Raw genomic sequence first — 24578 nt, 5'->3', positions numbered from 1 at the left:
GCGGCCGTGGGACGGCGAACGGAGAGGGCCCATGAGCAAGGCCATGACGGTCGGGGAGATCGTGGGGTCGCTGGAGAGCGGCATGACGGTCGGGATCGGCGGCTGGGGCTCGCGGCGCAAGCCGATGGCGCTGGTCCGGGAGATCTGCCGGTCACCGCTGACCGATCTGACGGTGGTGTCGTACGGCGGGCCGGACGTGGGGCTGCTGTGCGCGTTCGGGAAGGTCCGCAGGCTCGTGACGGCGTTCGCGACGCTCGACTCGATCCCGCTGGAGCCGCACTTCCGGCAGGCCCGGCAGGACGGCGCGATCGAGATGACCGAGTACGACGAGGGCATGTTCATGTTCGGGCTGTACGCGGCGGCGCACCGGCTGCCGTTCCTGCCCACGCCGGTCGGGCTCGGCTCAGACGTGATGCGGGTCAACCCGGACCTCAAGACGGTCCGCTCGCCGTACGAGGACGGGCGGGAGCTGGTCGCCGTGCCCGCGCTGACGATGGACGTCGCGCTGGTGCATATGAACCGCGCCGACGCGCGCGGCAACGCGCAGTACCTGGGGCCCGACCCGTACATGGACGACCTGTTCGCCAAGGCGGCGGACCGCACGTACGTGTCGTGCGAGCGCCTGGTCGACACCGGTGACCTGCTCAAGGAGGGCCCCGTCCAGTCCCTGCTGATCAGCCGGACGCATGTGGCGGGCGTGGTGGAGACCCCGAATGGGGCGCACTTCACCGACTGCGCGCCCGACCACGGCCGCGACGAGGCGTTCCAGAAGCTCTACGCCCGGTCGGCGGGCGATCCCGAGAAGTGGGCCGCGTTCCGCGACCGCTTCCTGTCCGGCGACGAGACCGCGTACCAGGACGCCGTGCGCGTGTGGCGTGAGGAGAACCGATGAGCACCGAGACGGCCGCCGCGGCGGACGCGACGCGGGCCGAGGTGTGCGCGGTCGCGTGCGCCGAGGCGTTCCGCGGGGACGGCGAGATCGTGGCGGCGGCGGTCGCCGGGTTCGTGCCGATGCTCGGGTCGCGGCTGGCGCGCTCGACCTTCGAGCCCGGCCTGCTGACCACCGACGGCGGCCCGTCGCTGAGCGCCGAACCGGTCCCCCTGGGCGCGGTGGCGGGCGAGGTGGAGGGCTGGCTGCCGTTCCGCGACCACCTGTGGCTGGTGCTGAACGGGCGGCGGCACGTGGTGATGGGCCCGAGCCAGATCGACCGGTTCGGCAACACCAACATCTCGTGCATCGGCGACTGGGAGCGGCCCAAGCGGCAGCTCCTCGGCGTGCGCGGCGGGCCGGGCAACACGCTGCTCAACACCACCAGCTACTGGGTGCCCAAGCACTCGACGCGGGTCTTCACCGAGGAGGTCGACTTCGTCAGCGGGGTCGGCCACGACCGCGGCGCGTACGAGATCCGGGTCGTGGTGACCAACCTTGCGGTGCTCGACTTCGCGACGCCGGACCGGCGGATGCGGCTCCGCTCGGTGCACCCGGGCGTGACCGTCCAGCAGGTCGTGGAGAGCACCGGCTTCGAGCTGGCCGTCCCGGACGAGGTCCCCGAGTCGCGCCTCCCGACCGCGGAGGAGCTGCGCATCATGCGCGACGTCCTCGACCCGAAGGGGCTGCGGGAGCGCGAGGTCCCCTCGTGAGTGAGCCGGAGGGGCGCGGCGCCCCGGAAGCGAACGGGAGACACAACGTGAGCGCGGACGGCCGGCAGGTCCTCGACACGCCGCTGACGCGGCTGGCCGGGGTCCGGCATCCCGTCGTGCAGACGGGGATGGGCTGGGTGGCGGGGCCGCGGCTGGTGACGGCGGTGGCGAACGCGGGCGGGCTGGGGATCCTGGCGTCGGCGACGATGACGCTCGACCAGCTCGCCGAGGCGATCCGGGAGGTCAAGGAGCGCACCGGCGAGCCGTTCGGGGTGAACCTGCGGGCGGACGCGACCGACGCGGGCGACCGGATCGACCTGCTGATCAAGGAGGGCGTGAAGGTCGCCTCGTTCGCGCTGGCGCCGAAGCGGGAGCTGATCGCCAAGCTGAAGGACGCGGGGCTGGTGGTGGTCCCGTCGGTGGGCGCCCGCCGGCACGCGGAGAAGGTCGCCGCGTGGGGCGCCGACGCGGTGCTGGTGCAGGGCGGCGAGGGCGGCGGGCACACCGGCGCGGTCGCGACCACGCTGCTGCTGCCCCAGGTGGTGGACGCGGTCGACATCCCAGTGATCGCCGCCGGCGGCTTCTTCGACGGCCGCGGCCTGGCCGCGGCGCTGGCCTACGGGGCGGCGGGCGTGGCGATGGGCACGCGGTTCCTGCTGACCTCCGACAGCTCGGTGCCCGAGGACGTCAAGCAGGTCTACCTCGGCACCGGCGAGACCGTGGTGACCCGCCAGGTGGACGGCATGCCGCACCGGGTGCTGCGCAGCGAGCTGGTCGACACGCTGGAGCGGTCGGGGCGGGTCGGCGGGCTGGCGCGGGCGGTGCGCAACGGCGCGCGGTTCAAGAAGCTGTCGGGGATGTCGTGGGGGGCGATGCTCGCCGACGGCAGGGCGATGAAGCACGGCAAGGACCTGTCGTGGTCGCAGGTGCTGATGGCGGCCAACACCCCGATGCTGCTGAAGGCGGCGATGGTGGACGGCCGTCCCGACCTCGGCGTGATGGCCTCCGGCCAGGTGGTCGCGGTCATCGACGACCTGCCGACCTGCGCGGAGCTGATCGACGGGATCGTCGCGCAGGCGGCCGAGGCGATCGCGGCGCAGGGCTCCCACCTGGCGCGCCCGGCGTCCTGACCCGGCGGGTCAGGCGCCGGCGAGGCCGGCGAGGACGACGGCCAGGCCCCGGCGGAACTCCTCGTCGGCCGGGACGCGGCGCGCCCGCGCCGCGGTCTCGGCCAGGAACGGGAACTCGGCCGGGGGCAGCGCCGCCATGGCCTCGGTGCCCGCGCCGGACAGCGGGCCGAGGTGCTCGAGCTGGATCGCGCCGTTCAGGTAGCCGAGCAGGCTGCGCAGCGCGACGACGCGGCGCTCGCCGTCGAAGCCGGCGCGGGTGAGGACGCCGAGCAGGGACTCGGACCAGCGCAGCAGGCCGAGCGCGCTCTGCCGGTGCGTCATGGTGAGCGGGACGACCTCGGGGTGGGCGCCGAGGGCTGCGCGCATGCGTCCGACCAGCTCCTCGACCTGGCCGGTCCAAGACGTACCGGGCGGGGGCGTGACGTCGACGGCGCCGAGCACCAGGTCGATCACCAGCCCCTCGAGCTCATGCCGGTCGTCCACGTAGCGGTAGAGCGACATGGCGCCCACGCCGAGGCGGCCGGCGACCGCCCGCATCGTCAGGGCGGCGAGCCCCTCGCGGTCGATGAGGTCGAGCGCCGCGGCGGCGATCTGCGGGTGGGTGAGGGAGCGCGGGCGGGGCATGGCTTGACAGCGTACGGCACACGCCTATTCTCGTAAGCGTATGACGTACGCCTACGAAGGAGCCGCCCCGATGAACGCATCCGACAGGCTCGGCCCCGGTTCGGCGGTCCCAGCGCGCGAGCTCGAGTCCGTGACCGGTGCGCCGGCCCTCGTCCCGGACGGGGAACACCTCGTCCACCTCCAGTTCCGCCGTTTCGCGGGCTGCCCGATCTGCAACCTGCACCTGCGGTCGGTGGTCCGGCGGCACGACGAGATCGAGGCCGCGGGCGTCCGGGAGGTCGTGGTGTTCCACTCGTCCGCGGGCGAGCTGCGCGAGCACGTGGCCGACCTGCCGTTCGCCGTCGTCGCCGATCCGCGCAAGCGGCTGTACGCCGAGTTCGGCGTCGAGGCGGTGCCCCGCGCGCTGCTGCATCCGCGCGCCTGGTGGCCGCTGCTCCGCGCGGTCACCGAGGGCACCTGGCGGATCGCGCGCAAGCTGGACCGCGCGCCCGCCGGCCTTCCGGAGAACGGGCGGTTCGGCCTGCCCGCCGACTTCCTCATCGCGCCCGACGGCCGCGTGGCCGCCGCCAAGTACGGCGAGCACGCCAACGACCAGTGGCCGGTGGACGAGATCCTCGCCCGCGCCGCCGAGTCCTACGGGTCCGCCCGGCCGGTCAGGACCTCGACACGGGCTTGACGGTCCTGTACCGGGGCGACCCGCCGGTCCCCGGTCTCGTGGACGGGCCGCGCCGCGTGGGCGAGCTGAGGGGCGACGCCCAGCGGAAGGGTGTCGTGCGGGTAGGGGGCGTCCGGGCGGGTGGCGTGCGGATCGGTGTTCCGTGTCCCGGGTGGCGCCGGCCGGTGGCCGGAGACGAGCATCACGTACTCGGCCGTCGCGAGCACGGCGAGCGCCAGACCCGGCAGGGTGCCGGCGTCCGGCCCGGCCGCCACCGCCCACGCGGTGCCGGCCAGGCCGGCGGCGACAGCGCCGGGAAGGGCGAACCAGCGGGCGAACGCGCCGGGCCGCCCGCCGCGGGCCGCCGTGACGGCGCCGTACAGGAGCATGGCGGCCAGCAGCCCGAAGCCCGCGAGGTTCACCGGCGTCGCGGGCAGGCCCGCGACGCCGAACCACACGGTCCCGACGACCGGGACCCCGGCCGCCTTCAGCACGACGAGGCAGCGCAGGCGCACTCGCGCGGCGGCTCCGCCGCCCCGGCCGGGCGCCTCGGGGGGCCAGGTCGTCCGGTGGATCGCGGAGGGCACGTTCACGCCGGCGCCCGGGGTCGTCCAGACCGGACGGGCCGGGCCGCGGGTGCGGCGGGCGATGAGGGGCCCGCCCACCGCGATGAACAGCGCCGGGGCGAGCAGCACGGCCAGTCCCGCCCGCATGGACGACGCCCCGGCGACGAGCGAGATCAGCACCGGCCCGAGCATCAGCCCGCTGTAGCCGAGGGTGCCGGTGCGGGCGATGGCGGCGCTCTCCTGGCGGGGGGCCGCCGTGCCCGCGAGGGAGAACGCCAGCGGGCCGACCGTGCAGACGGCGACCCCCATCAGGGCGAAGCCGGTGAGCGCGATGGCGGGGCCGCCGCCCGCGAGGGTGAGGGCCACCGCCGCCGCCGTGGCCGCGCCCGCGATGGCGAGCAGCGCGGGAGCGCCGATCACCGAGCGCAGCCGGTCGCCGCACAGGCGGCCGGCGAGCATGCCCGCCCCGAACACCGGATGCCCGAGTGCGGCGAGCGACTCGGCGGTGCCGCGGGTGTCGCGCAGGTAGAGCGCGCTCCAGTCGGCCACCGCGCCCTCCACGAGCAGGGCGCAGAACGCCAGCACGCCGATGACCGGCACGATCCTGGGAAGCCTGCCGGGCCGGGCCTGGCGGACGATCTCCCCGGTGGCCGCCGCGTCGTCCCGGATGTAGGTGAGCCCGAGGGCCACCGCCGCGGGCGCGGCCACCACGGCGGTGGCGGCGAACGTGGCGGGCAGGCCCAGCCCGGCGAGGACGGCCGCGAACCCGGTCAGGCCCCCGGCCAGCGCGCCGAGCGACCAGCAGGCGTGCATCCCGTTCATCACCGGCCGTCCCGAGGCGCGCTCCACGGCGCTGCCCTGCGCGTTGACCGTCACCTCGGCGGCGCCGAACGCCGCTCCGAACACCACGACCGCGGCCAGCAGCAACGGGTAGGACGGCGCCTGCCCGCAGAGCCCGAGACCCGCCGCCGACAGCGGCAGCGCGACGCGCAGCGCGACCCGGCTGTCGCGCCGGGCCATCAGTCGGCGGAGCGCAGCCATCCCGGCCAGCGCGGCCACGCCCCAGACCACGATGACCAGCCCGACCTGCCGGGTGGACAGCTCGTGCGCGGTCTGCAACGCGGGCAGCCGCGTGTTCCACACCCCGGTGAGGAGCCCGGCCAGGAGAAAGGCGCCGCCGGTGCCCAGGCGGGCCCTTCGCAGCACAGGTCGTCCGATCATGCCCGGTGGGACCGGCCCTGGGCCCGCCGGGTTCGCGGCCGTCCGTTCAGAACGTTCGGGACGGCCTCGGACCCGGGCCTTCAGCCCTCCTCGCGCCGCACGTCCGCGCCGCCGAACCGCGGGGTCGTCGCGGCGCGCGTCAGTACCGGCTGCCCACGGGCGCGGGGACGGAGTCCAGCTCGGACAGGTCCGCGGCGGTCAGGTCGAGCTCGGCGGCGCCCGCGTTGTCGCGCAGGTAGCGGGACTTCTTCGTGCCGGGGATCGGGATGACGTGCGGGCCCTGCGCGAGCGTCCACGCGATCGCGACCTGCGCGGGCGTGGCGCCGTGCCGCGCGGCGACGGCCTTGACGACGTCGACGATCCGCAGGTTGGCCTTGAGCGCCTCCTCCTGGAAGCGCGGGTTGCCGCCGCGGAAGTCGGAGTCCTCGAAGTCGGCCGCGGTGACGGTGCCGGTGAGGAAGCCCCGCCCGAGCGGGGAGAACGGGACGAAGACCGCACCGTTCCCGGCGCACCAGGCGACGACGTCGCCCGGCCCCTCCCCCGCGGTGGCGTCGCCGGGGAAGGCCCCGGTCAGGCCGCCGGGCGCGCCCAGCGCGTCCCTGGTCCACAGCGACAGCTCGGACTGAATCGCCGCGACCGGGTGGATCGCGTGCGCCTCCCCGGCCTGGGCGGCGCCGACCTCCGACAGGCCGAGCCGCCGGACCTTGCCCTCGGCGACCAGCTCGGCCATCGCGCCCCAGGTGTCGGCGAGCGGGACGGCGGGGTCGACCCGGTGCAGGTAGTACAGGTCGATCACCTCGGTGCCGAGGCGGCGCAGGCTGTCCTCGGCGGACCGCTTGACGTGCTCGGGCGAGCCGTCGCGGCGCATCGCCTTGGTATGCAGGTCCTCGACGACCAGGCCGGTCTTGGTGGCGATCACCGCTTCGTCGCGGCGGCCCCGGACGGCGCGGCCGACCAGGGTCTCGTTGTGCCCGTCGCCGTAGGGCTGGGCGGTGTCCAGAAACGTGACGCCCAGGTCGAGCGCCTCGTTGATCAGCTCCACCGAGGCCGTGTCGTCGCGCTCGGACTCGCTGTAGGCCCAGCTCATCCCCATGCAGCCGAGTCCGACCGCGCCGACCGGTGTTCCTGCGAAAGTGCGGGTCCGCATCGTGCTCCCTCTCGTTCGTCCTGTGCCTCGATGGTCCTGGACGCACAGGGAATCAGGCAGAGCCGTCTTATCCTGGGCGTGGCGCCACCCCCCTGGGCGTCAGGCCGCGCCGGTCCGCCCTTCGAGGCGCTCGAGGCGCTCGGCGAGGGGCTGGAGCTCCTGCCGGATGAGGGCGGTGACCGCCTGCATGGCCTGCGCCGCCTGCGCGGGTCCGCCCGCCGCCGCTTCCCCGGCGGCCTGGGTCTGGGCGCGCAGGTGCGTGTAGCCCATCAGCGCCGACTCCACGGTGCGGCGGACGGTCTTGGGCTCGGCGCCGAGGTCGCGCAGCACCTGCCCGGCCGCCCCGTCCGGTTCGGCGACCAGCCCGAGGAGCAGGTGCTCGCAGCCGATGTAGTTGTGCCCGAGCGCGATGGCCTCGTTCGCGGCGAGCTTCAGGGCGGCCGACGCGGCGTCGCCGAACCGCAGCCCCGGCCCTTCTCCGGGCCCGGTCGCGGCCTCGCCTCCAGCGTCGGCGGCGCGCGGGTCGCCGGTCCGCGCCTCCAGGTTCCGCCGGACGCGGGAGGGCTCGATCTCCAGGACGTCCAGGACGCGCAGAGCCAGGTTGCCCTTCTCGGCGAGGACGCCTGAGAGCAGCGCCGCGGTGCCGACGGGGACGCCCTCGTCCGCACCCGTCCGGGCGATCGCGCGGGCGAGGGCGGAGCGGGCGCCCCCGGTGAAGTTCGGGAGCAGTTCGGCCAGGTCCGCGGTGGCGAGGTCGGTGAGCGCCACCGTCCTGATCGCGGCGATCCGCCTGACGGCCTGCTTCAGGGCCCGCTGGCAGACCGCCGACGCGGGCACGCCCGCGTCCTTGACGGCCTGGGCCAGCTCGTCGGGCAGATAGATGTTGATCTTGGGCATGACGGCCTCCACAGCACGGCGAAGATATGTAACCCCATACATAACCCCATAGTGGGGTTATGTTCAAGGCCAGGGTCGCGGAGACCTTTCCGGTGGCTCGTCCCGGTCAGGCCGGCGACCAGCCGGGCGAACCCCGGATCACCCGGGAAACGCGCCGCGTCAGCGCGGTAGCGGCCGTCGCTCAGGCGACGGCACCGGAGGCGCGCAGCCCGGCGATGGTCTCGGCGTCGTGGCCCAGCTCGGCCAGCACGGCGCCGGTGTGCTCGCCGAGCGCCGGGACCGGGCCCATCCTCGCCTCGGCGCCCGCGAACGTGATCGGCGGCAGGATCGCGCGGACGCCGCCGACCGGCGAGCCGACCTCGCGCCAGCGGTCGCGCTCGGCGAGCACCGGGTGGTCGATCAGGCCGTGGCCGTCGTTCAGCGACGCGTTCGGCACCCCGGCCTCGTCGAGCCGGCGGAGGAGCTCGGCGCGGCCCATCCCGGATGTGGCGGCGCCGACGGCGGCGTCGACCGCCGCCCGGTTGCGGACCCGCGCGACGTTGGTGGCGTACTCCGGATCGCCGACCAGTTCGGGACGCCCGAGCACGCCGGTGGCGAGCGCGGCCCAGCCCCGGTCGTTCTGCACGCCGATGACGACGTCCGGGCCGTCGGCGGTCGGGTACCTGTCGTAGGGCGCGATGACCGGATGGCCCAGCGTGGCGCGCGGCGGCGGCGCGCCGGTGTACATCGTGGTGTACATCGCCTGGACCATCCACTCGGCGACCGCGTCGAACATCGTGACCTCGATCGCCGCGCCGGCGCCGGTGGTGCCGCGCCGGACGAGCGCGGCGAGCGCGCCGGAGAAGGCGTACATCCCGGCGGCGATGTCGGCCAGCGGCGAGCCCGCCTTGACCGGCGTCTCGGGCGTCCCGGTGACCGAGATGAGCCCGCCTCGGCCTGGACGAGCATGTCGTAGGCGCGCGCGAAGTCGCCGCCGTCGACCCGCTCCACCTTGACGACGCGGGCGCCGAGGTCGGCGAGCTGGCGGGTCGCGAACGGCGCCGCGACCGCCTGCTCCAGCGCGACGACGGTGATCCCTTCGAGAGGCAGCGCGGAGCCGCCCGCCGGGGCCGCGGTCATCGTTCAGCCCTCCAGCAGCCGGCGGCCGATGATCATCTTTTGGATGTCGGCGGTGCCCTCGCCGATCAGCAGCATCGGCGCCTCCCGATAGAGCCGCTCGATCTCGTACTCCCTGGAGTAGGCGTAGCCGCCGTGGATGCGGAAGGCGTCCTCGACGACCTCCTTGCAGTACTCGCCGGCCAGGTACTTGGCCATGCCCGCCTCCAGGTCGTTGCGCTCGCCGGAGTCCTTGCGGCGCGCGGCCATCACCATCATCTGGTGCGCCGCCTCGACCTTGGTCGCCATCTCGGCGAGCCGGAACAGCACCGCCTGGTGCTCGGCGATCGGCTTGCCGAACGTCTCGCGCTGCCGGGCGTAGGCCAGGCCCAGCTCGTAGGCGCGGCGCGCGACACCGCAGCCGCGGGCCGCGACGTTCACGCGGCCGACCTCCACCCCGTCCATCATCTGGTAGAAGCCCCGGCCCGGGGTGCCGCCGAGGACCTGGCCGGCGGGGATCCGGTAGGAGTCGAAGAGCAGCTCGGTGGTGTCGACGCCCTTGTACCCCATCTTGTCGATCTTTCCGGGGACGGTCAGGCCGGGCGCGACCTCCCCGAAGCCGGGCGTCTTGTCCACCAGGAAGGCGGTCATGCCCCGGTGGCCGGCCGCCGGGTCGGTCTTGACCAGGGTGGCCACCAGGTTCGCCGAGCCGCCGTTGGTCAGCCACATCTTCCGGCCGTCGATCACGTAGTCGCCGCCGTCGGGCACCGCGCGGGTCGTGATCGCCGACACGTCGGAGCCGCAGTCCGGCTCCGACATCGAGAACGCGCCGCGGATCTCGCCGGTCGCCATCCGCGGCAGGTAGTGCGCCCGCTGCGCCTCGGTGCCGTGCCGGGTGATCATCCAGGCGACGATGAAGTGCGTGTTGACGATGCCCGACACGCTCATCCAGCCGCGCGAGAGCTCCTCCACGGCGAGCGCGTAGGTGAGCAGCGACTCGCCGAGCCCGCCGTGCTCGGTGCCGATCATCAGCCCGAACAGGCCGAGGTCCCGCATCCCGTCCACGATGGCCTGCGGGTACTCGTCCGCGTGCTCCAGCTCGGTGGCGACCGGGAGGATCTCCTTGTCCACGAACGCGCGCACCGTCGCGACGATCACGCGCTGCTCGTCCGACAGTCCGTGGGTCTGCTGCAACCTGCTCATCCGTCACCTTCCTGCGGCCTGCGAGTCGGTCGGGGGGCGGCTTAGCGGCCCTCGAAGCGGGGCGTCCTGCGTTCGGCGAACGCGGCGCGGCCCTCGGCGAAGTCGGCGGTGCCGAACAGGACGGCCTGCTCCTCGCGCTCGGCCTCCAGCAGTCCCTCCAGGCCGTGGCCGCCGCGGGACAGGACCCGCTTGGCCGCCGCAATCGACAGCGGCGCCAGGGCCGCGGCCTCGGCGGCGCGCTCCAGCGCGACGTCCAGGGCGGCGCCGGGCGGGGCGAGGGCGTCGGCGAGGCCGATCTCGTACGCGCGGGCCGCGGGGACGGTCCGCCCGAACAGCAGCATCTCCCTGGCGCGGCCCATCCCGACGCGCCGCGGCAGCGTCCAGAGCAGCCCACCGTCGGCGACCAGGCCGATCCGGCCGAACGCGGCGACGAAGCGGGCGTCCTCCGCGGCGACGACATGGTCGCAGACCGCGGCGAGCGAGACGCCCAGCCCGGCGGCGGCGCCCTCGACGGCCGCCACGACCGGCTTCCCGCACTCGGCGATGAGCCGGACCGCCTCGTGCACGGGGCGCAGCCGGCTCCGGACCTCGTCGGCGCCCGCACCGTCCATGGTGCGGACGTCACCGCCCGCCGAGAACGTCCCGCCGGCGCCGGTGAGCACGATCGCCCGCACGGCGGGGGCGTCGACGGCCTCGCGGAGCCGGTCGAGGAGCTGGACGCGGGTGGCCATGTCGATCGCGTTGCGCGCTTCGGGACGGTCGATGGTGAGCACGCGGACGGCCCCGCCGTTCGCGACGGGGCGGTCGGCGACGGACACGGGGCGCCGTTCCCGGTCCCGCTCGCCTGCCCGTTCCTGTTCGCGCGCCATGATCCCTCCTGGGCAAATTTTTTATACGATATGAGGAAACGGTGACGGCGCGGAAGGGGGCGGCGGCGGCGACTTCAGCCGGCTGGGGGCCGCCGGTCGCCCGGCGCGTCCCAGAAGCCCTGCGCCTCCAGGTGCACCACCAGCAGCGTTCCGGCGTGTCGGATGTGGGCGCGCATCGCATGCCTGGCCGCCTCGGCGTCGCCGCTGCGCAGCGCGGCCAGCACCAGGTGGTGGTCGTCGACCGACGCCTGGGGCCAGCCGTGGATGCTGGAGTAGAAGCGCCGCGGCGCGTACCGCACCACGAGCTGGAGCAGCCAGGACGTCTTGGGCGAGCCCGCGGACTTGTTGATCACCCGGTGGAACTGGTGGTTGGCGCGCTCGATCGCTTCGGGGTCCCGCGCCCTGGCCGCCTGTTCTAGCTGGTCCTGGGTCCGGTCGAGCGAGGCCAGATCGTGCTCGGTCACGCGCTCGGCGGCGCGGGCGGCCAGCTCGCCGGCGAAGTAGGCCTGCGCCTCGAACAGGTCCTGCACGTCCTGCCTGGACAGCGGGGCCGGCATGAACCCGCGCCGGGGCTCCAGCGTGACGAACCCCTCGCCGCGCAGCGACAGCAGCGCCTCGCGCACCGGCGTCACGCTGATCCCGAGGTCGTCGGCGATCCGCTCCAGGCGGAGGAACTCCCCGTGCGCGACCTGGCCGGACATGATGAGCTCGCGGACGTAGGCGGCGACCTCGTCGCTGAGCTGCGGCCTCCGGCCGAGGGCCTGGTCACCGGATCGGGCCACTGTCATCGTCTCCCCGGGATCGCGTGGTCGTCACATTATGGAGGGGGCCGGCGACCGACACGTCAAATTAAATATATGAAACACTCCAGAACCGTCACCGGGAGGAGCCCATGCCGTGTTCAGGCTGACCGAGGAGGAGCGCGCCATCACCCGCGTCGTCGCGGACTTCGTCGACCGGGAGGTCCGGCCCGCTGCCCGCGGCCTGGAGCACGCCGACGAGTACCCCGCGCACCTCATCGGGCGGATGAAGGAGCTCGGCGTGTTCGGCCTGGCGGTGCCCGCGGCGTACGGCGGGACGAGCGTCTCCAAGCGCTGCTACGCCCTGATCACCGAGGAGCTCGCCCGCGGCTGGATGAGCCTGGCCGGCGCGTTCGGCGGCCACACCGTGGTGAGCCACCTGCTCGCGGTGTTCGGCACCGAGGAGCAGAAGCGGCGCTACCTGCCCCGGATGGCGACCGGCGAACTGCGCGCCACGATGGCGCTCACCGAGCCCGCCGGCGGGTCCGACCTCCAGGCGATGACCACCACGGCCCGCCGCTCGGGCGACCGCTACCTGGTCGACGGCGCCAAGATGTGGATCACCAACGCCCGCCGGTCCGGCCTGATCGCGCTGATGTGCAAGACCGACCCGGACGCCTCGCCACGCCATCGCGGGGTGAGCATCCTGCTGATCGAGCCGGGCCCCGGGATGACGGTCTCCCGCGACCTGCCCAAGCTCGGCTACAAGGGTGTGGAGAGCTGCGAGCTGTCGTTCGAGGACCACGCGGTGCCGCTCGACGCGGTCCTCGGCGGCGAGGAGGGCCGCGGCTTCGCCCAGATGATGCGCGGCCTGGAGGTCGGCCGGATCCAGGTCGCCGCCCGCGCCCTCGGCGTCGGCCGGGCCGCGCTGGAGGACTCCCTGCGCTACGCGCAGGAGCGCGAGGCGTTCGGCCGGCCGATCTGGGAGCACCAGTCGATCGGCAACTACCTCGCCGACATGGCCACCCAGCTCCGCGCCGCCCGGCTGCTCACCCTGGACGCCGCCGAGCGGCTCGACTCGGGCGAGCGCTGCGACATGGAGGCGGGCATGGCCAAGCTGTACGCCTCGGAGGCGGCGATGCAGATCGCGCTGAACGCCGTCCGCATCCACGGCGCCGCCGGGTACTCCACCGAGTTCGACATCGAGCGCTACTTCCGCGACGCTCCCCTCATGATCGTCGGCGAGGGGACCAACGAGATCCAGCGCAACGTGATCGTCAAGCAGCTCATCGGCCGCAACCGCGTCTGAGCCCTGCCCTGCCGGCTCGGGGCGCGGCGTCAGGCGAACGTGGCGGTCATGGCCGTGGCGCCCGGGACCTCGATGGCCAGCGCGCCGTCCGGCGAGCCTGCCGCGACGAAGGGCCGGCCCGCGTAGACCGGCCGCTGGGCGCGGAACGACAGGGCGCGGGCCCGGTGACCGGCACGGCGCGGAAGTTCCAGGCAGAGCATCGCCAGGAGCGGCCCGTGCACGACCAGGCCGCCGTGCCCCTCGATCCGGGTCGCGTACGCCTCGTCGTAGTGGATCCGGTGGGCGTTGTAGGTGAGCGCGCTGAAACGGAACAGCAGCACCGGGTCCGCAGTGATGGGAAGCGTCCACGGGGCTTCGGGCACGGGGGACTCATGGGATACCTGCGCCGGGCGGGAGACCGGGTCTCCGCTCCGGTACACGAGGTCCTGCTCCTCCACCGCGACCTCATCGCCGTCACGGACGAACGTGTGCCGGACGGTGACGAAGAGCAGTTCGCCGCTGCGTCCCCGCTTGAGGGCGGTGGAGGCCAGCTCGGCGCGGCGCGTGATGGTGTCGCCGTAACGGATGGGGCTGTGCACGGTGAAACGGCCCCCGGCGAACATGCGGCGGCGGTTGGGGACGGGCGGCAGGAAGCGTCCCTCCAGCGGATGCCCGTCCGGACCGAGCTCGTGCTGGGCGGGACGCTCCAGGAAGTGGAGCCACTGCCAGAGGGGCGGCAGCTCGTCCGCCGGGGCCGCGACGTCCAGGACTCCGGCGAGCGCGATGGACGGTGCGGTGCCGATCAGCTCAGTGGTCTCCGCCGGCTCCGGGGCCCAGCCGCCGATGTTCACCCGACCACCCCCTTCGCGCGCAGGGCGGCGGTGTCCAGGCCGAGGGCGGCGAAGACGTCGGTGGTGTGCTCGCCCAACCGGGGCGCGGGCGCGTGGCTCCGGTCGCCGGTGTCGAGCGGCGAGGCGGGGGCGCGGAGGCGGCCGACGCCCGGCTGGTCGATCTCGCCCATCAGCGGAGCGCCCTCCAGGTCGATCTCCGAGAACCGCTTGTACGGCGCGAACAGCACCGAGGTGCCCGCGAACGCCGCCTCGGCGTCCGCCAGGGAGCGCGCGGCGAACCACGGCTCGACCAGGGAGGCCAGGGTCTCGCGGTGCCGGTACCGGTCGCCGTCGGTGCCGAAGTCGGCGCCGAGGAGGCGTTCGAGCTCGGTGACGGTCGCGGTCAGGCCGGTGGCGCGGCACAGGTCGGTGAAGTGGCGCCGGGTGAGCGCGACGACCATGACGCGCGCGCCGTCGGAGAGGGTGAAGTCGCGGCCGAAGCCGCCGAAGAGGTGGTTGCCGATCCGGGGGCGCTCCCGCCCGAGCTGGGCCTCGGCGAGAAAGCCGAGATTGCCGGCGGTGGCCAGGGCCACGTCGTAGAGCGGCAGCTTGATCTGGGCGCCCTCGCCAGTGCGGGCGCGGCGCCGTTCGGCGGCCAGCAGGCCGACGGCCGCATACAGGCCGCACGCCACGTCCCACGCGGGCAGGACGTGACTCACCGTGCCCGCATGCTCGGCCGGACCGGTGACCAGCGGGAAGCCGATCTCGGCGTTGACGGTGTAGTCGACCGCGGCGGTGCCGTCGTGATGGCCCTGGATCTGGAGGTGGATCAGGTCGGGCCGGGCCCCGGCGAGGCTCTCGTACCCGAGCCAGCCGCGTCCCACCGCGTTGGTCAGGACGATCCCGGCGTCGGCGGCGAGGCGGGTGACGGCGTCGCGCCCCTCGGGCGAGCGGAAGTCGGCGGTGACCGAGCGCTTGCCCTTGTTCATCCCGGTCCACATCAGGCTGGTGCCCGAGGGGGCCAGCGGCCAGCGGCCGAGGTCGGCCGAGCCGCCGATCGGGTCGACCCGCACGACGTCGGCGCCGAGCTGGGCGAGGGTCATCCCGCCGAGCGGCGCGGCGACGAAGCTGGAGATCTCGACCACCCGCAGCCCCTCCAGCAGGGCCGCCATCAGGCGGCCCGTCCGGCCACCGCGGCGCGGCCCCGGCCGCCGCGGGCGCACGGCGTCCCGCCGGATCGCCCCACCTCGCTCATACCGACCACCCTTCTCATATATTTCATACGATTATGCCTCAGCGGAGATCCCGGCGGAGCGCGCAGGTTCCCGGCACAGCAGGTCGGTAGAACAGCGGGTCAGCGGGGCGGGATCAGGGGGCAGTGCGTGCCGGTGTAGATCGTGGGCATGCAGCGGTTGCAGTGGACGCACAGCGACGGGGTGGACGGGTCGGCGGCGATGCGGGCGACCAGATCGGGCTCGCGGAGCAGCGCGCGGCCCATCGCCACGAACTCGAAGCCCTCGGCCATGGCTTGGTCCATGGTGGCGCGGGTGGTGATCCCGCCGAGCAGGATCAGCGGGAGGTCCAGCTCGGCGCGGAACCGGCGGGCGTGCTCCAGCAGGAACGCGTCCTCGTACGGGTAGGCGCGCAGGAACCGCTTGCCGAACAGGCGGATCCCGAGATTGAGGGGCTGCTTGAAGTTGGCGGCGAACTCGGGGACGGGGGCGTCGCCGCGGAACAGGTACATCGGGTTGAGCAGCGAGCTGCCCGCGGTGAGCTCCAGGGCGTCGACCAGGCCCTCGTCCTGGAGCCACCGCGCGACCTGGAGGCTGTCGTCGACCTCCAGTCCGCCGCGGACGCCGTCGCGCATGTTGAGCTTGGCGGTGACGGCGATGCGGTCGCCGGCCTCCTCCCGCACGGCGCGGGCGATGCCGAGGGCGACCTTGGCCCGGTTGGCCAGGCCGCCCCCGTACTCGTCGGTCCGCCGGTTGAGCAGCGGGCTGAGGAACGAGCTGGCCAGGTAGTTGTGCCCGAAGTGGATCTCGACCGCGTCGAAGCCCGCCTCGATCGCCAGCCGGGCCGCCTCGGCGTGCGCCCGGGTCACCCGGGCGATGTCGGCGGCCGTGGCGGCCCGGGTGAAGCGCATCCCGAGCGGGTTGAAGAACCGCCCGGCCGACAGGCCGGGCAGCCCGTTGGAGCTCGCGTCGGCGACCGGCCCGGCGTGCCCGATCTGCGCGGCGGCGGCGGCGCCCTCGGCGTGCACGGCCTCGGTCAGCCGGCGCAGCCCGGGGACGGCCTCGGGCCGCATCCAGAGCTGCCGCCGCTCAGTGCGGCCCTCGGGCGCGACCGCGCAGTACGCGACCGTGGTGAGGCCCACTCCCCCGGCCGCCGGCCGCCGGTGGTACTCGATCAGCTCGTCGGTGACCAGGGCGTCGGGGGTCATGCCCTCGAACGTGGCGGCCTTGATGACCCGGTTGCGCAGCGTGATCGGCCCGAGCCCGGCCGGGGCGAGCACGTCGGGGACGGCGCTCACGGCCGGTTCAGAGCCGCTCGATGACGGTGACGTTGGCCTGGCCGCCGCCCTCGCACATGGTCTGGAGCCCGTACCGCCCGCCGGTGCGCTCCAGCTCGTGCAGGAGCGTGGTCATGAGCCGCGCGCCGGTCGCGCCGAGCGGGTGGCCGAGCGCGATGGCGCCGCCGTTCGGGTTGGTGCGCTCGGGATCGGCGCCGGTCTCCTTCAGCCAGGCGAGCACAACGGACGCGAACGCCTCGTTGATCTCCACCGCGCCGAAGTCGCCGATCTTCATGCCGGTCTTCTTCAGCGCGTGCGCGGTGGCCGGGATCGGCGCGGACAGCATCCGGATCGGGTCCTCGCCGCGCGCGGACAGGTGGTGGATCCGGGCGCGCGGGGTCAGCCCGTGGTCCCTGACGGCCTGCTCGGAGGCGATGAGCAGGGCGGCGGCGCCGTCGGAGATCTGCGAGGACACCGCGGCGGTCAGCCGGCCCCCGTCGACCAGGGTCTTCAGGCCCGCCATCTTCTCCAGGGTGGTGTCGCGGCGCGGCCCCTCGTCGGTGGTGACGCCCTCGTAGGGGGCGATCTCCCGCTCGAAGCGGCCCTCGTCGATCGCGCGGATCGCGCGCCGGTGCGAGGCGTAGGCGAACGCCTCCATGTCCGCGCGGGACAGGTCCCAGTCGCGGGCGATCATCTCGGCGCCGCCGAACTGCGACACCTCGCCGTCGCCGTAGCGGGCCACCCAGCCCTTGGACCCGACGAACGGGCCCTGGTCGAAGCCGAGCGGCTCGGCGGCCGTCATCGCACACCCGATCGGGATCTGCGACATGTTCTGCACGCCGCCCGCCACGACCAGGTCGGACGTGCCCGACAGCACGGCCTGCGCCGCGAAGTGCACCGCCTGCTGGGACGAGCCGCACTGCCGGTCGATGGTGACGCCCGGGACCTCCTCGGGCAGCCCGGCCGCCAGCCAGCAGGTGCGGGCGATGTCGCCGGCCTGCGGCCCGAGGGTGTCGACGCAGCCGAACACGACGTCGTCGACGGCCGCCGGGTCGACCTTCGACCGGTCCATCAGCGCGGTCAGCACGTGCGCGCCGAAGTCGGCGGGGTGCACCGCGGCGAACCCGCCGCCGCGCCGTCCGACCGGCGCGCGGACGGCTTCGACGATGTAGGCCTCGGCTCTGCCAGCCATCAGGGGGTCTCCTTCGTACGGGGGCTAGCTCGCCTGGATCCCTTCCAGGACCATGGCGAGGTACTGCTTGGCGATGTCGTCGGCGGACAGGCGCCCGCCGTGCTGGTACCAGTTCGCCGCGACCCAGACGGTGTCGCGGATGAACCGGTAGACCAGCGTCCGGTCGAGGTCGGCGCGGAACGCGCCCTCCTCGACGCCGCGGGCCAGCAGCGAGGTCCACATCTCCTCGAACCTGCGGTGCGAGTCGAGCAGGTAGTGGAACCGCTCGCTGTTGGCCAGGTGCTTGGACTCGTTCTGGTAGAGCACGACGGCGGGCCGGTGCCGGTCGATGGACCGGAACGACTCGGCGACCAGGGCCTCCAGGGTGTCGCGCGCGCCGAGCCCGGCGCCGAGCACCCGGTCGTAGGCGGCCCACATCTCGTCGAGGAACGTCGAGAGGATCTCGTCGGCCATCGACTCCTTGGAGTCGAAGTGGTAGTAGAGGCTGCCGCCGAGGATCCCGGCGGCATCGGCCACCTTCCGGACGGTGGTGGCGGAGTACCCCTGGGAGGCGAACACCTCGGCGGCGGTGGCGAGCAGTTCGGCCCGCCGCTGCCCGCGGGCGGCGGCGGTGCCCTCGGCGTCACGCCGTCGTGGACTCATGGATTGTTCCTCAGGCCCTCTGGCTGGATACGGAGACGACCTCGCCGGTCATGTACGAGGAATAGTCGCTGGCCAGGAAGACGATAACGTTGGCGACCTCCCAGGGCTCGGCGTAGCGGCCGAACGCCTCGCGGCGGGTCAGCTCGTCCAGCAGGTCCTCCGAGGTCACCTTGACCAGGTGCGGGTGCATGGCCAGCGACGGCGACACCGCGTTGATCCGCACGCCGTGCTCGGCGGCCTCCAGCGCGGCACAGCGGGTCAGCGCCATCACCCCGGCCTTGGCGGCGGCGTAGTGCGACTGGCCCCGCTGCGCCCGCCACCCGATCACCGAGGCGTTGTTGACGATCACACCGGCGCCCTGGTCCCGCATGATCCGCAGGGCGGCGCGGGTGCAGCGCATGGTTCCGTTGAGGGTGATGTCCAGGACCCGGTCCCACTGCTCGTCGGGCATGTCGACCAGGTCGGCGGTGCCGCCGAGCCCGGCGTTGTTGACCGCGACGTCGATCCGGCCGAACCGCTCCACGCCGAGCGCGTAGAGCGCGCCGACCTGCTCCTCGGAGGTGACGTCGCAGGCCAGCGCGGCGACCCGGTCCGCGCCGAACTCCTTCTCCAGCGCCTCCCGGGACTCGCCGAGGCGCCGCTCGTGCGCATCGGAGATCAGCACCCGGGCGCCCTCCTCCAGGCAGCGCCGCGCGGTCGCGCCGCCGATCCCGGCGCCGGCCGCGGCGGTGATCACCACGGCCCGGTCGGTCAGCAGCCCGTGCCCGGGGACGTACGGCGGTGGCGTCATCCGCGCGCCTCTCTCGGTAGGCCGAGCACGCGCTCGGCGATGATGTTGCGCTGGATCTCGTTCGACCCGGCGTAGATGGTGTCGGCGCGGGAGAACAGGAACAGCCGCTGCCAGTCGCTCAGGTCGTACGGCTCGCCGTCGGCGACCAGGCCGGCGGTGCCGAGGACGTCCATCGCCAGCTCGCCGAGCTCGCGGTGCCAGGTGCCCCACACCAGCTTGGAGATCGACGACTCGGGGCCGGGCGCCCCGGCGGCGACGCCGGCCATGGTGCGGGTGGCGTTCAGCCGCATGATCTCCAGGCCCGCCCAGGACCGGGTGAGCCGGTCGCGCAGCAGCGGGTCGTCGATCGCGCCGGTCCGGCGGGCCAGCGCGATGACCCCCTCCAGCTCGCGGCGGAACCCGACCTGCTGGCCGAGGGTGGCGACGCCGCGCTCGAACCCGAGGGTGGCCATCGCGATCTTCCAGCCCTCGCCGGGCGCCCCGACGATGTTGGCCGCCTCGGTACGAGCGTCGTCGAAGAACACCTCGTTGAACTCCGAGGTGCCGGTGAGCTGGACGATCGGGCGGATGTCCACCCCGGGGGACGTCGTGCCCGCGCGCGCGCCGGCCCTCATCGGGACCAGGAGGTAGGAGAGGCCGTGGTGGCGGGTCGAGCCGGGTTCGGTGCGGCAGACCACGAAGCACCAGTCGGCCTCGACCGCGAGGGAGGTCCACACCTTCTGGCCGTTGATCCGCCACTCGCCGCCGTCCAGCTCGGCGCGGGTCTGCACGTTGGCGAGGTCGGACCCGGCGTCGGGCTCGGAGTAGCCCTGGCACCACAGTTCCTCGACGGCGACGATCGGCGGCAGGAAGCGCGCCTTCTGCTCGGCGGTGCCGAACGCGATGATCGTGGGGCCGAGCAGGTTCTCGCCGATGTGGCCGACGCGGGCGGGGGCGTCCGCGAGCGCGTACTCCTCGTTGAAGATCACCTGCTGGGCCAGGCTCGCGCCGCGTCCGCCGTGCTCCTCGGGCCAGCCGACGCAGGTCCAGCCGGCCGCGGCGAGGTGCCGTTCCCAGGCCAGCCGCTCCTCGAACGCCTCGTGCTCGCGGCCGGGGCCGCCCAGCCCGCGCGCGTGCGCGAACTCGCCCGACAGGTTGGCCTCGAGCCAGTCGCGCACCTCGGCCCGGAAGGCCCGGTCCTCGGGGGTCTCGTTCTGGTTCACGAGGCGAACTCTACCAAACAGTTGTTAGAAAGAACCGCGACGGCCCGGCCTCGGTCAGGCGGGGCCGGTCTCGGCGCCGAACGCCGCCGCCGGGTCGACGACCGGACGGCCCGCGCCCGACCGCTCCCCGGCCGAACGCCGCGGGGCCCGGCCGGGGAGCGGTTCGGGGACGCCGGCGGGCGGCTCGCGGTGGAGCAGGTCGAAGAGCCGCTCCCAGCGGCCGAGCACCCGGTCGGGGTGGTAGCGCAGCACCGAGACGCGCGCCTCGGCGCCGAGGGTGCGGCGCAGCGCGGCGTCCCCGATCAGCCGGTCCAGGGCCGCGGCGAACGCGACGGTGTCGCCGGGCGGCACCAGCAGCCCGCTCGCCCCGTCCTCCAGCAGTTCGCGGACGCCGGGTGCGCAGTCGAAGGCCACGGTGGGAAGCCCCTGGGCCATCGACTCCAGCACCGACATCGGGAATCCCTCGTCGCGGGAGGGCAGCGCGAACACCGACGCGCCGCCCAGCGCCGCCCCGACGTCGCCCGTCACACCGCGGAACTCGATCGAGCCCCCCAGCCCGGCGGCCTCCGCGCGGTCGATCAGGGCCGCCTCCTCGGGGCCGTCCCCGTACACGCGCAGCCGCCAGCGCGGATGCCGGGCCGCGACCTCCTCCCACGCCTCCAGCAGCAGGTCGACGCCCTTCTCGTGCGCGAGCCGCCCCACGCAGGCGACGACCGGCGCGTCCAGCGGGGCGGCGGGGCCGGGCAGGACGTGCAGCGGATTGGGCATGTGGTCGGCATTGGACATCCCGGCCCTGGCCCAGGCGTCGGCGTCCTCGGCGGTGAGCGCGAGGAACCGGTCGGCGCAGGCGTAGTGCTCGCGCACCCGCGCGTACCGGGTCGAGCGCCGCGTCGCCCGGTACGACTCGTGCGACATGCCGACGATCTTGAGGCCGGTGGTGTCGGCGTGCCGGACCCACTCCATCGCCCACACCTGCGCCACGATCACGACCGCGCCGGGCCGGGCCGCGCCGAACAGCGACGACAGCCGCGCCGCGCCCTGCCGCATCGCCGCGGTGCGCCACAGGTCCCGCGCCCGCGCCCGGACGTTCATCCGCTGGCGGACCGACCCCGGCCGCCACGCCAGGGCCGGAGGATGCCACGCGTCGTGCAGCGCCACCACCGAGTAGGAGCCGCCGCGCTGGTGCCGGTGCCGCTCCGGGGCGTGCGTGACGCCGACGAGGGTGACCTTGGCGCCCCGGGAGGCCAGCAGCCCCGCCAGGTGATGCGCCCACCGCTGGAGGCCCCCCATGGCATCGGTGTTGTTGCAGACGATGAACACGTCACGCGGTACGGCCACGTTCGCCCCTTCCAGGAAAGTGCCGTTGAGGAGTGCGCCGTTCTGGGAAGTACCGGTCCACCACGGTGCGGGCGGCGGTGCCCCTGTCGTGCTCGCCGAACCGCCGGACGAAGTCGCGGCGCCGGCCGGCGTGGGCCGCGCCGCCCGCGTCCAGGCCGGCGAGCGCGGCGACGAGCTCGTCCTCGGTGCGGGTGATCGGCCCCGGCGCGTACCGGGCCAGGTCGAAGTAGCCGGTGCCGAGGTCGGCCTCGTCCGGCAGGTGGAAGACCATCGGCCGGTCGAGCAGCGCGTAGTCGAACATGATCGAGGAATGGTCGGTGATCAGGGCGTCGGCGATCAGCAGCAGCAGGGTGACGTCGGGGACGCCGCCGGCGTCCCGGATCGCGTCGAGGGCGCCGGGCGGGACGTCGATCCGGGTCAGGTAGTGCGGGCGGACCAGCAGGACCAGGTCCTCGCCGAGGTCGCGCGCGAACCGCACCGGGTCGATGGGGAGGCCGGGCCCGGTGGCGGGCCGTCCGCCCGCGCCGTGCCGGAACGTCGGGGCGTAGAGGACGGCCCGGCGCCCGTCGTCCAGCCGCAGCGCGCGGCGGAGCGCGGCGACCTCCGCGGCCAGCTCGGGGTCGCCGCGGGCGCCGGTGACCAGCGGGTCGTTGCGCGGGTAGCCGGCCGGGAGCAGCTCGGCGCGGACACCGAGGCCCTTGGCGAGGGTGCCGGCGTCGTGCCGCGAGCGGATCAGGAAGCAGTCGTACCGGCCCACCATCCGGCGCAGCCTGGCCTGCTCCGCCGGGGTGCCGCCCTTGATCTTGGGCTGGTCGAAGCCCATCGGCTTGAACGCCGACCCGTGCCAGGTCTGGATGTAGGTGGTCCCGCGGCGCTTGCGGAGGCGGTCGGGGAAGCCCTGGTCGTCGATCCAGAACTCGGCCCGCGCGAGCGCGAGGTAGTACGCCCACGAGCCGCGGCGGACCAGCCTCGCGCCGGACGGAAAGCCCCGGGTGCCCGCGCTGTGGGACCAGACGGCGCGAACCGGGCGGCCCGACCGGCGCAGCTCCCGGTAGATGTACTTGGGGTTGCCGGCGTAGTGCCGCCCGAGGTGGCTCTCGAAGACCGCCGAGCCGGCGCGGACCGGCAGCCGGGTCAGCACCCGGTTGAACACGGTGGTCTTGGTCGTCCGGGCGGTCGCGGCGCGGCGCGCGGCCAGCGCCGACCGCCGGACCCGCGCCCAGCCGCGCCGTCCCACCGCGCTCGCGGCGGCGCGGTGCACCAGCGCCCGGGTCGTCCGGGCCCGCCGGCCGCCGCCGTCCAGGGTGAAGGCGAGGTGCCCGGCCTCGGTGACGTAGGAGCTGAGCCGGTCCGCCGCGAGCCTGGTCAGCCGGGGCCGCACGGGCAGGGCCACCCCGTCGAGCGGCGGCGAGCCCGTCCCGTCGCCGGGACGGGTGACCATCTCCTGGCCGTCCACCCGGATCCGGAGCCGGGTGTCCCACACCGGGTCGGCGAACCCGAGCGGCCGGACCCGGCGCACCGGGTCGAAGTCGGCCGTCCACTCCAGCCGGTCCCCCACCCGCGCGACGCGGGCGCGGGCGCGGGCCGCGCGCCCCGGGCGGCGCCGGTCGTACAGCTCCAGCGACCCGGTCAGCCGCGCGCCGGGCGGCACCCGGCCGAGCGGGTTCATCACGTGGCCGGCCAGGTGCGCCCGGCCGCCGCGCAGCTCCAGGGCCGTGACGGTGTTGGCGGGGCGGAGCTCGTTCAGCGGGCGCAGGTGGAAGCCGAGGCCGGTGACGTCCAGGACGGGGTGGCCGGACGGGTCGGGCATCGTCCCGCCCCAGTAGACGCGGCCGTCCAGCTCGACGAGGTCGGCGCGGATCTCGTGCTTCCTGCTCCGCCCGTACTCCGCCGCCGCGAGCGCGCCCGCGTGGTCGCCTTCGCGCACCAGGTAGGCGGCGATCGCCGGCATCGCGTTGGCGGTGTCGAACACGCGCGGGTCCAGGTCGGCCAGGTAGCCGGCCGCCAGGTCCAGGACGCGCGACTGGTGGCCGGGGTCGCGGTTGCGCAGCTCGCGCAGGTACAGCAGCAGGTCGTGGTTGACGAACTTGGCGTCCTTGGCGAGCTTGAGGTCGGCGGCGCCGTTCCGCCGGAACAGCGCGTCGATGCGCCGGTGGATCGCCAGCCGGTCGGCGAAGTTGGTGAGCTCGGCCCGCCGGTTGGTGATCGACTGCTCCCCCGCGCGCCGTTCCACCAGCCAGTTGTAGACGCGGTGCGGGATCAGCGCGGTGCGTCCGGCCGCCAGGTACGCCTCGGCGGTGAACAGCAGGTCCTCGTAGTTGAGCCGTTCGACGAAGCGGAGCCCCTGGTCCTCCAGGAACCCGCGCCGGTACGCCTTGTTGGTCGACAGCGTGTCGTAGAGCAGGTCCGGGTTCTCCGGCAGCGACCCGTACACGGCCCTGCGCTCGTAGAGCCACGGATACCAGGGGCGCACGCGCTTGGTGGCGCGGTCCAGGTGGATCCGGGCGCACAGCCCCGACACCAGGTCGGCGCCGGTGTCCTCGGCGGCGGCGACGAGGTTGAGGCAGGCGTGCCGGTCCAGGGTGTCGTCGCTGTCGAGGAACATCAGGAACCGGCCGGACGCGTGCTCGATCCCGACGTTGCGCGGCCGGCCGCAGCCGCCCGAGTTGGCGGGCAGGTGCACCGCGCGGATCCGGCCCGGCAGGCCGGCGGCGAACCGGTCGGCGATCTCGCCGGTGCCGTCGGTGCTGGCGTCGTCCACGATGACGGTCTCGACGCCGCCGAGGGACTGCCCGAGCACCGATCCGACCGCCCGCGGCAGCCGCAGCGCGTCGTTGTAGGCGATCACCACGACGCTGACATCCGGGCGCGCCCGCATCGGCCTCCCTCCGCACGTCCGTCGTGCCGTCATTCCTTTCCAGGAAGCGCGGGGCGGAGGTCCAAGCCGGCCTCAAAACCTGTCGATGATTCGCATCGGCCGACAATGCCGCTGGATCGGG

General features: G+C 74.3%; 22 protein-coding genes and 1 pseudogene. 5 read left to right on the top strand and 18 right to left on the bottom strand.

The window, feature by feature from the left end:
- Window positions 1–31: 31 nt before the first annotated feature.
- The 3 genes from OHA34_RS37800 to OHA34_RS37790 are packed head-to-tail and all read left to right on the top strand — an operon-like array spanning window position 32 to window position 2771.
- Entirely contained in the window at window positions 32–892 is an 861-nt protein-coding gene (locus OHA34_RS37800; protein ID WP_285936417.1) for a CoA transferase subunit A, read from the top strand.
- Complete coding sequence (locus OHA34_RS37795; protein WP_329520277.1) at window positions 889–1641, top strand: CoA-transferase subunit beta; 753 nt, start codon at window positions 889–891, stop codon at window positions 1639–1641. The genes OHA34_RS37800 and OHA34_RS37795 overlap by 4 nt, the downstream gene beginning before the upstream one ends.
- 47 nt (window positions 1642–1688) lie before the next feature.
- Complete coding sequence (locus OHA34_RS37790) at window positions 1689–2771, top strand: NAD(P)H-dependent flavin oxidoreductase (protein ID WP_329520276.1); 1083 nt, start codon at window positions 1689–1691, stop codon at window positions 2769–2771.
- 9 nt (window positions 2772–2780) lie between these two features.
- Here OHA34_RS37790 and OHA34_RS37785 read toward each other — a convergent pair whose 3' ends face one another.
- On the bottom strand, window positions 2781–3395 hold the full coding sequence (locus OHA34_RS37785) for a TetR/AcrR family transcriptional regulator (RefSeq protein ID WP_285936420.1): 615 nt from the start codon (window positions 3393–3395) through the stop codon (window positions 2781–2783).
- Between the two features lie 70 nt (window positions 3396–3465).
- On the opposite strand from OHA34_RS37785, the gene OHA34_RS37780 reads away from it, so the two are divergent.
- Entirely contained in the window at window positions 3466–4071 is a 606-nt protein-coding gene (locus tag OHA34_RS37780) for a peroxiredoxin-like family protein (RefSeq protein ID WP_329520275.1), read from the top strand.
- On the opposite strand, the gene OHA34_RS37775 is transcribed toward OHA34_RS37780, so the two are convergent.
- From OHA34_RS37775 to OHA34_RS37740, 8 genes and pseudogenes are all read right to left on the bottom strand, one after another.
- Window positions 4029–5837 carry an MFS transporter gene (locus OHA34_RS37775; RefSeq protein ID WP_329520274.1) on the bottom strand — a complete coding sequence of 603 codons (1809 nt, stop codon included), beginning with the start codon at window positions 5835–5837 and terminating at the stop codon, window positions 4029–4031. The genes OHA34_RS37780 and OHA34_RS37775 overlap by 43 nt on opposite strands.
- Window positions 5838–5976: 139 nt before the next feature.
- The gene (locus tag OHA34_RS37770; RefSeq protein ID WP_285936423.1) at window positions 5977–6984 is read right to left on the bottom strand and encodes an aldo/keto reductase; all 1008 of its coding nucleotides are present in this window, start codon (window positions 6982–6984) and stop codon (window positions 5977–5979) included.
- A 99-nt stretch (window positions 6985–7083) separates the two neighbouring features.
- Window positions 7084–7881 carry a Clp protease N-terminal domain-containing protein gene (locus OHA34_RS37765; protein WP_329520273.1) on the bottom strand — a complete coding sequence of 266 codons (798 nt, stop codon included), beginning with the start codon at window positions 7879–7881 and terminating at the stop codon, window positions 7084–7086.
- Between the two features lie 181 nt (window positions 7882–8062).
- Complete coding sequence (locus OHA34_RS37760) at window positions 8063–8755, bottom strand: CaiB/BaiF CoA-transferase family protein (protein WP_329522489.1); 693 nt, start codon at window positions 8753–8755, stop codon at window positions 8063–8065.
- Window positions 8756–8886: 131 nt separating this feature from the next.
- Window positions 8887–9000, bottom strand: a pseudogene (locus OHA34_RS37755) (hypothetical protein); the annotation flags it as partial.
- A 3-nt stretch (window positions 9001–9003) separates the two neighbouring features.
- Window positions 9004–10179, bottom strand: a complete 1176-nt coding sequence (locus OHA34_RS37750) for an acyl-CoA dehydrogenase family protein (protein ID WP_329520272.1) — start codon at window positions 10177–10179, stop codon at window positions 9004–9006.
- Between the two features lie 41 nt (window positions 10180–10220).
- Window positions 10221–11048 carry an enoyl-CoA hydratase/isomerase family protein gene (locus OHA34_RS37745; protein ID WP_285936427.1) on the bottom strand — a complete coding sequence of 276 codons (828 nt, stop codon included), beginning with the start codon at window positions 11046–11048 and terminating at the stop codon, window positions 10221–10223.
- Between the two features lie 74 nt (window positions 11049–11122).
- On the bottom strand, window positions 11123–11836 hold the full coding sequence (locus tag OHA34_RS37740) for a GntR family transcriptional regulator (RefSeq protein WP_285936429.1): 714 nt from the start codon (window positions 11834–11836) through the stop codon (window positions 11123–11125).
- A 109-nt stretch (window positions 11837–11945) separates the two neighbouring features.
- Between OHA34_RS37740 and OHA34_RS37735 the strand changes: the two genes are divergently transcribed.
- Complete coding sequence (locus OHA34_RS37735) at window positions 11946–13097, top strand: acyl-CoA dehydrogenase family protein (RefSeq protein ID WP_285936430.1); 1152 nt, start codon at window positions 11946–11948, stop codon at window positions 13095–13097.
- Window positions 13098–13126: 29 nt separating this feature from the next.
- On the opposite strand, the gene OHA34_RS37730 is transcribed toward OHA34_RS37735, so the two are convergent.
- From OHA34_RS37730 to OHA34_RS37690, 9 genes are all read right to left on the bottom strand, one after another.
- Window positions 13127–13927 carry an FAS1-like dehydratase domain-containing protein gene (locus OHA34_RS37730; RefSeq protein WP_329520271.1) on the bottom strand — a complete coding sequence of 267 codons (801 nt, stop codon included), beginning with the start codon at window positions 13925–13927 and terminating at the stop codon, window positions 13127–13129.
- Window positions 13924–15078, bottom strand: a complete 1155-nt coding sequence (locus tag OHA34_RS37725) for a CoA transferase (RefSeq protein ID WP_285936432.1) — start codon at window positions 15076–15078, stop codon at window positions 13924–13926. Before OHA34_RS37725 ends, OHA34_RS37730 begins: the two co-directional genes overlap by 4 nt.
- Before the next feature lie 182 nt (window positions 15079–15260).
- The gene (locus OHA34_RS37720; RefSeq protein WP_285936433.1) at window positions 15261–16436 is read right to left on the bottom strand and encodes an NADH:flavin oxidoreductase; all 1176 of its coding nucleotides are present in this window, start codon (window positions 16434–16436) and stop codon (window positions 15261–15263) included.
- A 7-nt stretch (window positions 16437–16443) separates the two neighbouring features.
- The gene (locus OHA34_RS37715; RefSeq protein ID WP_329520270.1) at window positions 16444–17607 is read right to left on the bottom strand and encodes an acetyl-CoA C-acetyltransferase; all 1164 of its coding nucleotides are present in this window, start codon (window positions 17605–17607) and stop codon (window positions 16444–16446) included.
- A 24-nt stretch (window positions 17608–17631) separates the two neighbouring features.
- Window positions 17632–18249, bottom strand: coding sequence for a TetR/AcrR family transcriptional regulator (locus OHA34_RS37710; protein WP_285936435.1), 618 nt, complete (start codon window positions 18247–18249; stop codon window positions 17632–17634).
- Between the two features lie 10 nt (window positions 18250–18259).
- Window positions 18260–19039 (bottom strand): SDR family oxidoreductase, encoded by a 780-nt coding sequence (locus tag OHA34_RS37705; protein WP_285936436.1) that lies wholly within the window; start codon window positions 19037–19039, stop codon window positions 18260–18262.
- Entirely contained in the window at window positions 19036–20241 is a 1206-nt protein-coding gene (locus tag OHA34_RS37700) for an acyl-CoA dehydrogenase family protein (protein ID WP_285936437.1), read from the bottom strand. The genes OHA34_RS37705 and OHA34_RS37700 overlap by 4 nt, the downstream gene beginning before the upstream one ends.
- Before the next feature lie 54 nt (window positions 20242–20295).
- Window positions 20296–21579: a glycosyltransferase gene (locus OHA34_RS37695; protein WP_285936438.1), complete on the bottom strand. Its 1284-nt coding sequence runs from the start codon at window positions 21577–21579 to the stop codon at window positions 20296–20298.
- Window positions 21563–24457 (bottom strand): bifunctional glycosyltransferase/CDP-glycerol:glycerophosphate glycerophosphotransferase, encoded by a 2895-nt coding sequence (locus tag OHA34_RS37690; protein ID WP_329520269.1) that lies wholly within the window; start codon window positions 24455–24457, stop codon window positions 21563–21565. Before OHA34_RS37690 ends, OHA34_RS37695 begins: the two co-directional genes overlap by 17 nt.
- Window positions 24458–24578 lie beyond the last annotated feature (121 nt).

Origin of the sequence: Spirillospora sp. NBC_01491, from assembly GCF_036227065.1 — a bacterium.
In the GTDB taxonomy this organism is placed as follows: Bacteria; Actinomycetota; Actinomycetes; order Streptosporangiales; family Streptosporangiaceae; genus Spirillospora; species Spirillospora xylanilytica.
The sequence above is the reverse complement of the archived record's forward strand: the minus strand, read 5'-3'. Positions and strand labels throughout refer to the sequence as shown.

What these genes read in the sequence shown, in the direction of transcription:
- OHA34_RS37710 (WP_285936435.1), bottom strand. Translation starts at nt 18,249, where the DNA reads ATGAGTCCACGACGGCGTGACGCCGAGGGCACCGCCGCCGCCCGCGGG.
- OHA34_RS37785 (WP_285936420.1), bottom strand. Translation starts at nt 3,395, where the DNA reads ATGCCCCGCCCGCGCTCCCTCACCCACCCGCAGATCGCCGCCGCGGCG.
- OHA34_RS37780 (WP_329520275.1), top strand. Translation starts at nt 3,466, where the DNA reads ATGAACGCATCCGACAGGCTCGGCCCCGGTTCGGCGGTCCCAGCGCGC.
- OHA34_RS37765 (WP_329520273.1), bottom strand. Translation starts at nt 7,881, where the DNA reads ATGCCCAAGATCAACATCTATCTGCCCGACGAGCTGGCCCAGGCCGTC.
- OHA34_RS37775 (WP_329520274.1), bottom strand. Translation starts at nt 5,837, where the DNA reads ATGATCGGACGACCTGTGCTGCGAAGGGCCCGCCTGGGCACCGGCGGC.
- OHA34_RS37795 (WP_329520277.1), top strand. Translation starts at nt 889, where the DNA reads ATGAGCACCGAGACGGCCGCCGCGGCGGACGCGACGCGGGCCGAGGTG.
- OHA34_RS37690 (WP_329520269.1), bottom strand. Translation starts at nt 24,457, where the DNA reads ATGCGGGCGCGCCCGGATGTCAGCGTCGTGGTGATCGCCTACAACGAC.
- OHA34_RS37725 (WP_285936432.1), bottom strand. Translation starts at nt 15,078, where the DNA reads ATGGCGGCCCTGCTGGAGGGGCTGCGGGTGGTCGAGATCTCCAGCTTC.
- OHA34_RS37715 (WP_329520270.1), bottom strand. Translation starts at nt 17,607, where the DNA reads ATGGCTGGCAGAGCCGAGGCCTACATCGTCGAAGCCGTCCGCGCGCCG.
- OHA34_RS37705 (WP_285936436.1), bottom strand. Translation starts at nt 19,039, where the DNA reads ATGACGCCACCGCCGTACGTCCCCGGGCACGGGCTGCTGACCGACCGG.
- OHA34_RS37770 (WP_285936423.1), bottom strand. Translation starts at nt 6,984, where the DNA reads ATGCGGACCCGCACTTTCGCAGGAACACCGGTCGGCGCGGTCGGACTC.
- OHA34_RS37800 (WP_285936417.1), top strand. Translation starts at nt 32, where the DNA reads ATGAGCAAGGCCATGACGGTCGGGGAGATCGTGGGGTCGCTGGAGAGC.
- OHA34_RS37750 (WP_329520272.1), bottom strand. Translation starts at nt 10,179, where the DNA reads ATGAGCAGGTTGCAGCAGACCCACGGACTGTCGGACGAGCAGCGCGTG.
- OHA34_RS37745 (WP_285936427.1), bottom strand. Translation starts at nt 11,048, where the DNA reads ATGGCGCGCGAACAGGAACGGGCAGGCGAGCGGGACCGGGAACGGCGC.
- OHA34_RS37740 (WP_285936429.1), bottom strand. Translation starts at nt 11,836, where the DNA reads ATGACAGTGGCCCGATCCGGTGACCAGGCCCTCGGCCGGAGGCCGCAG.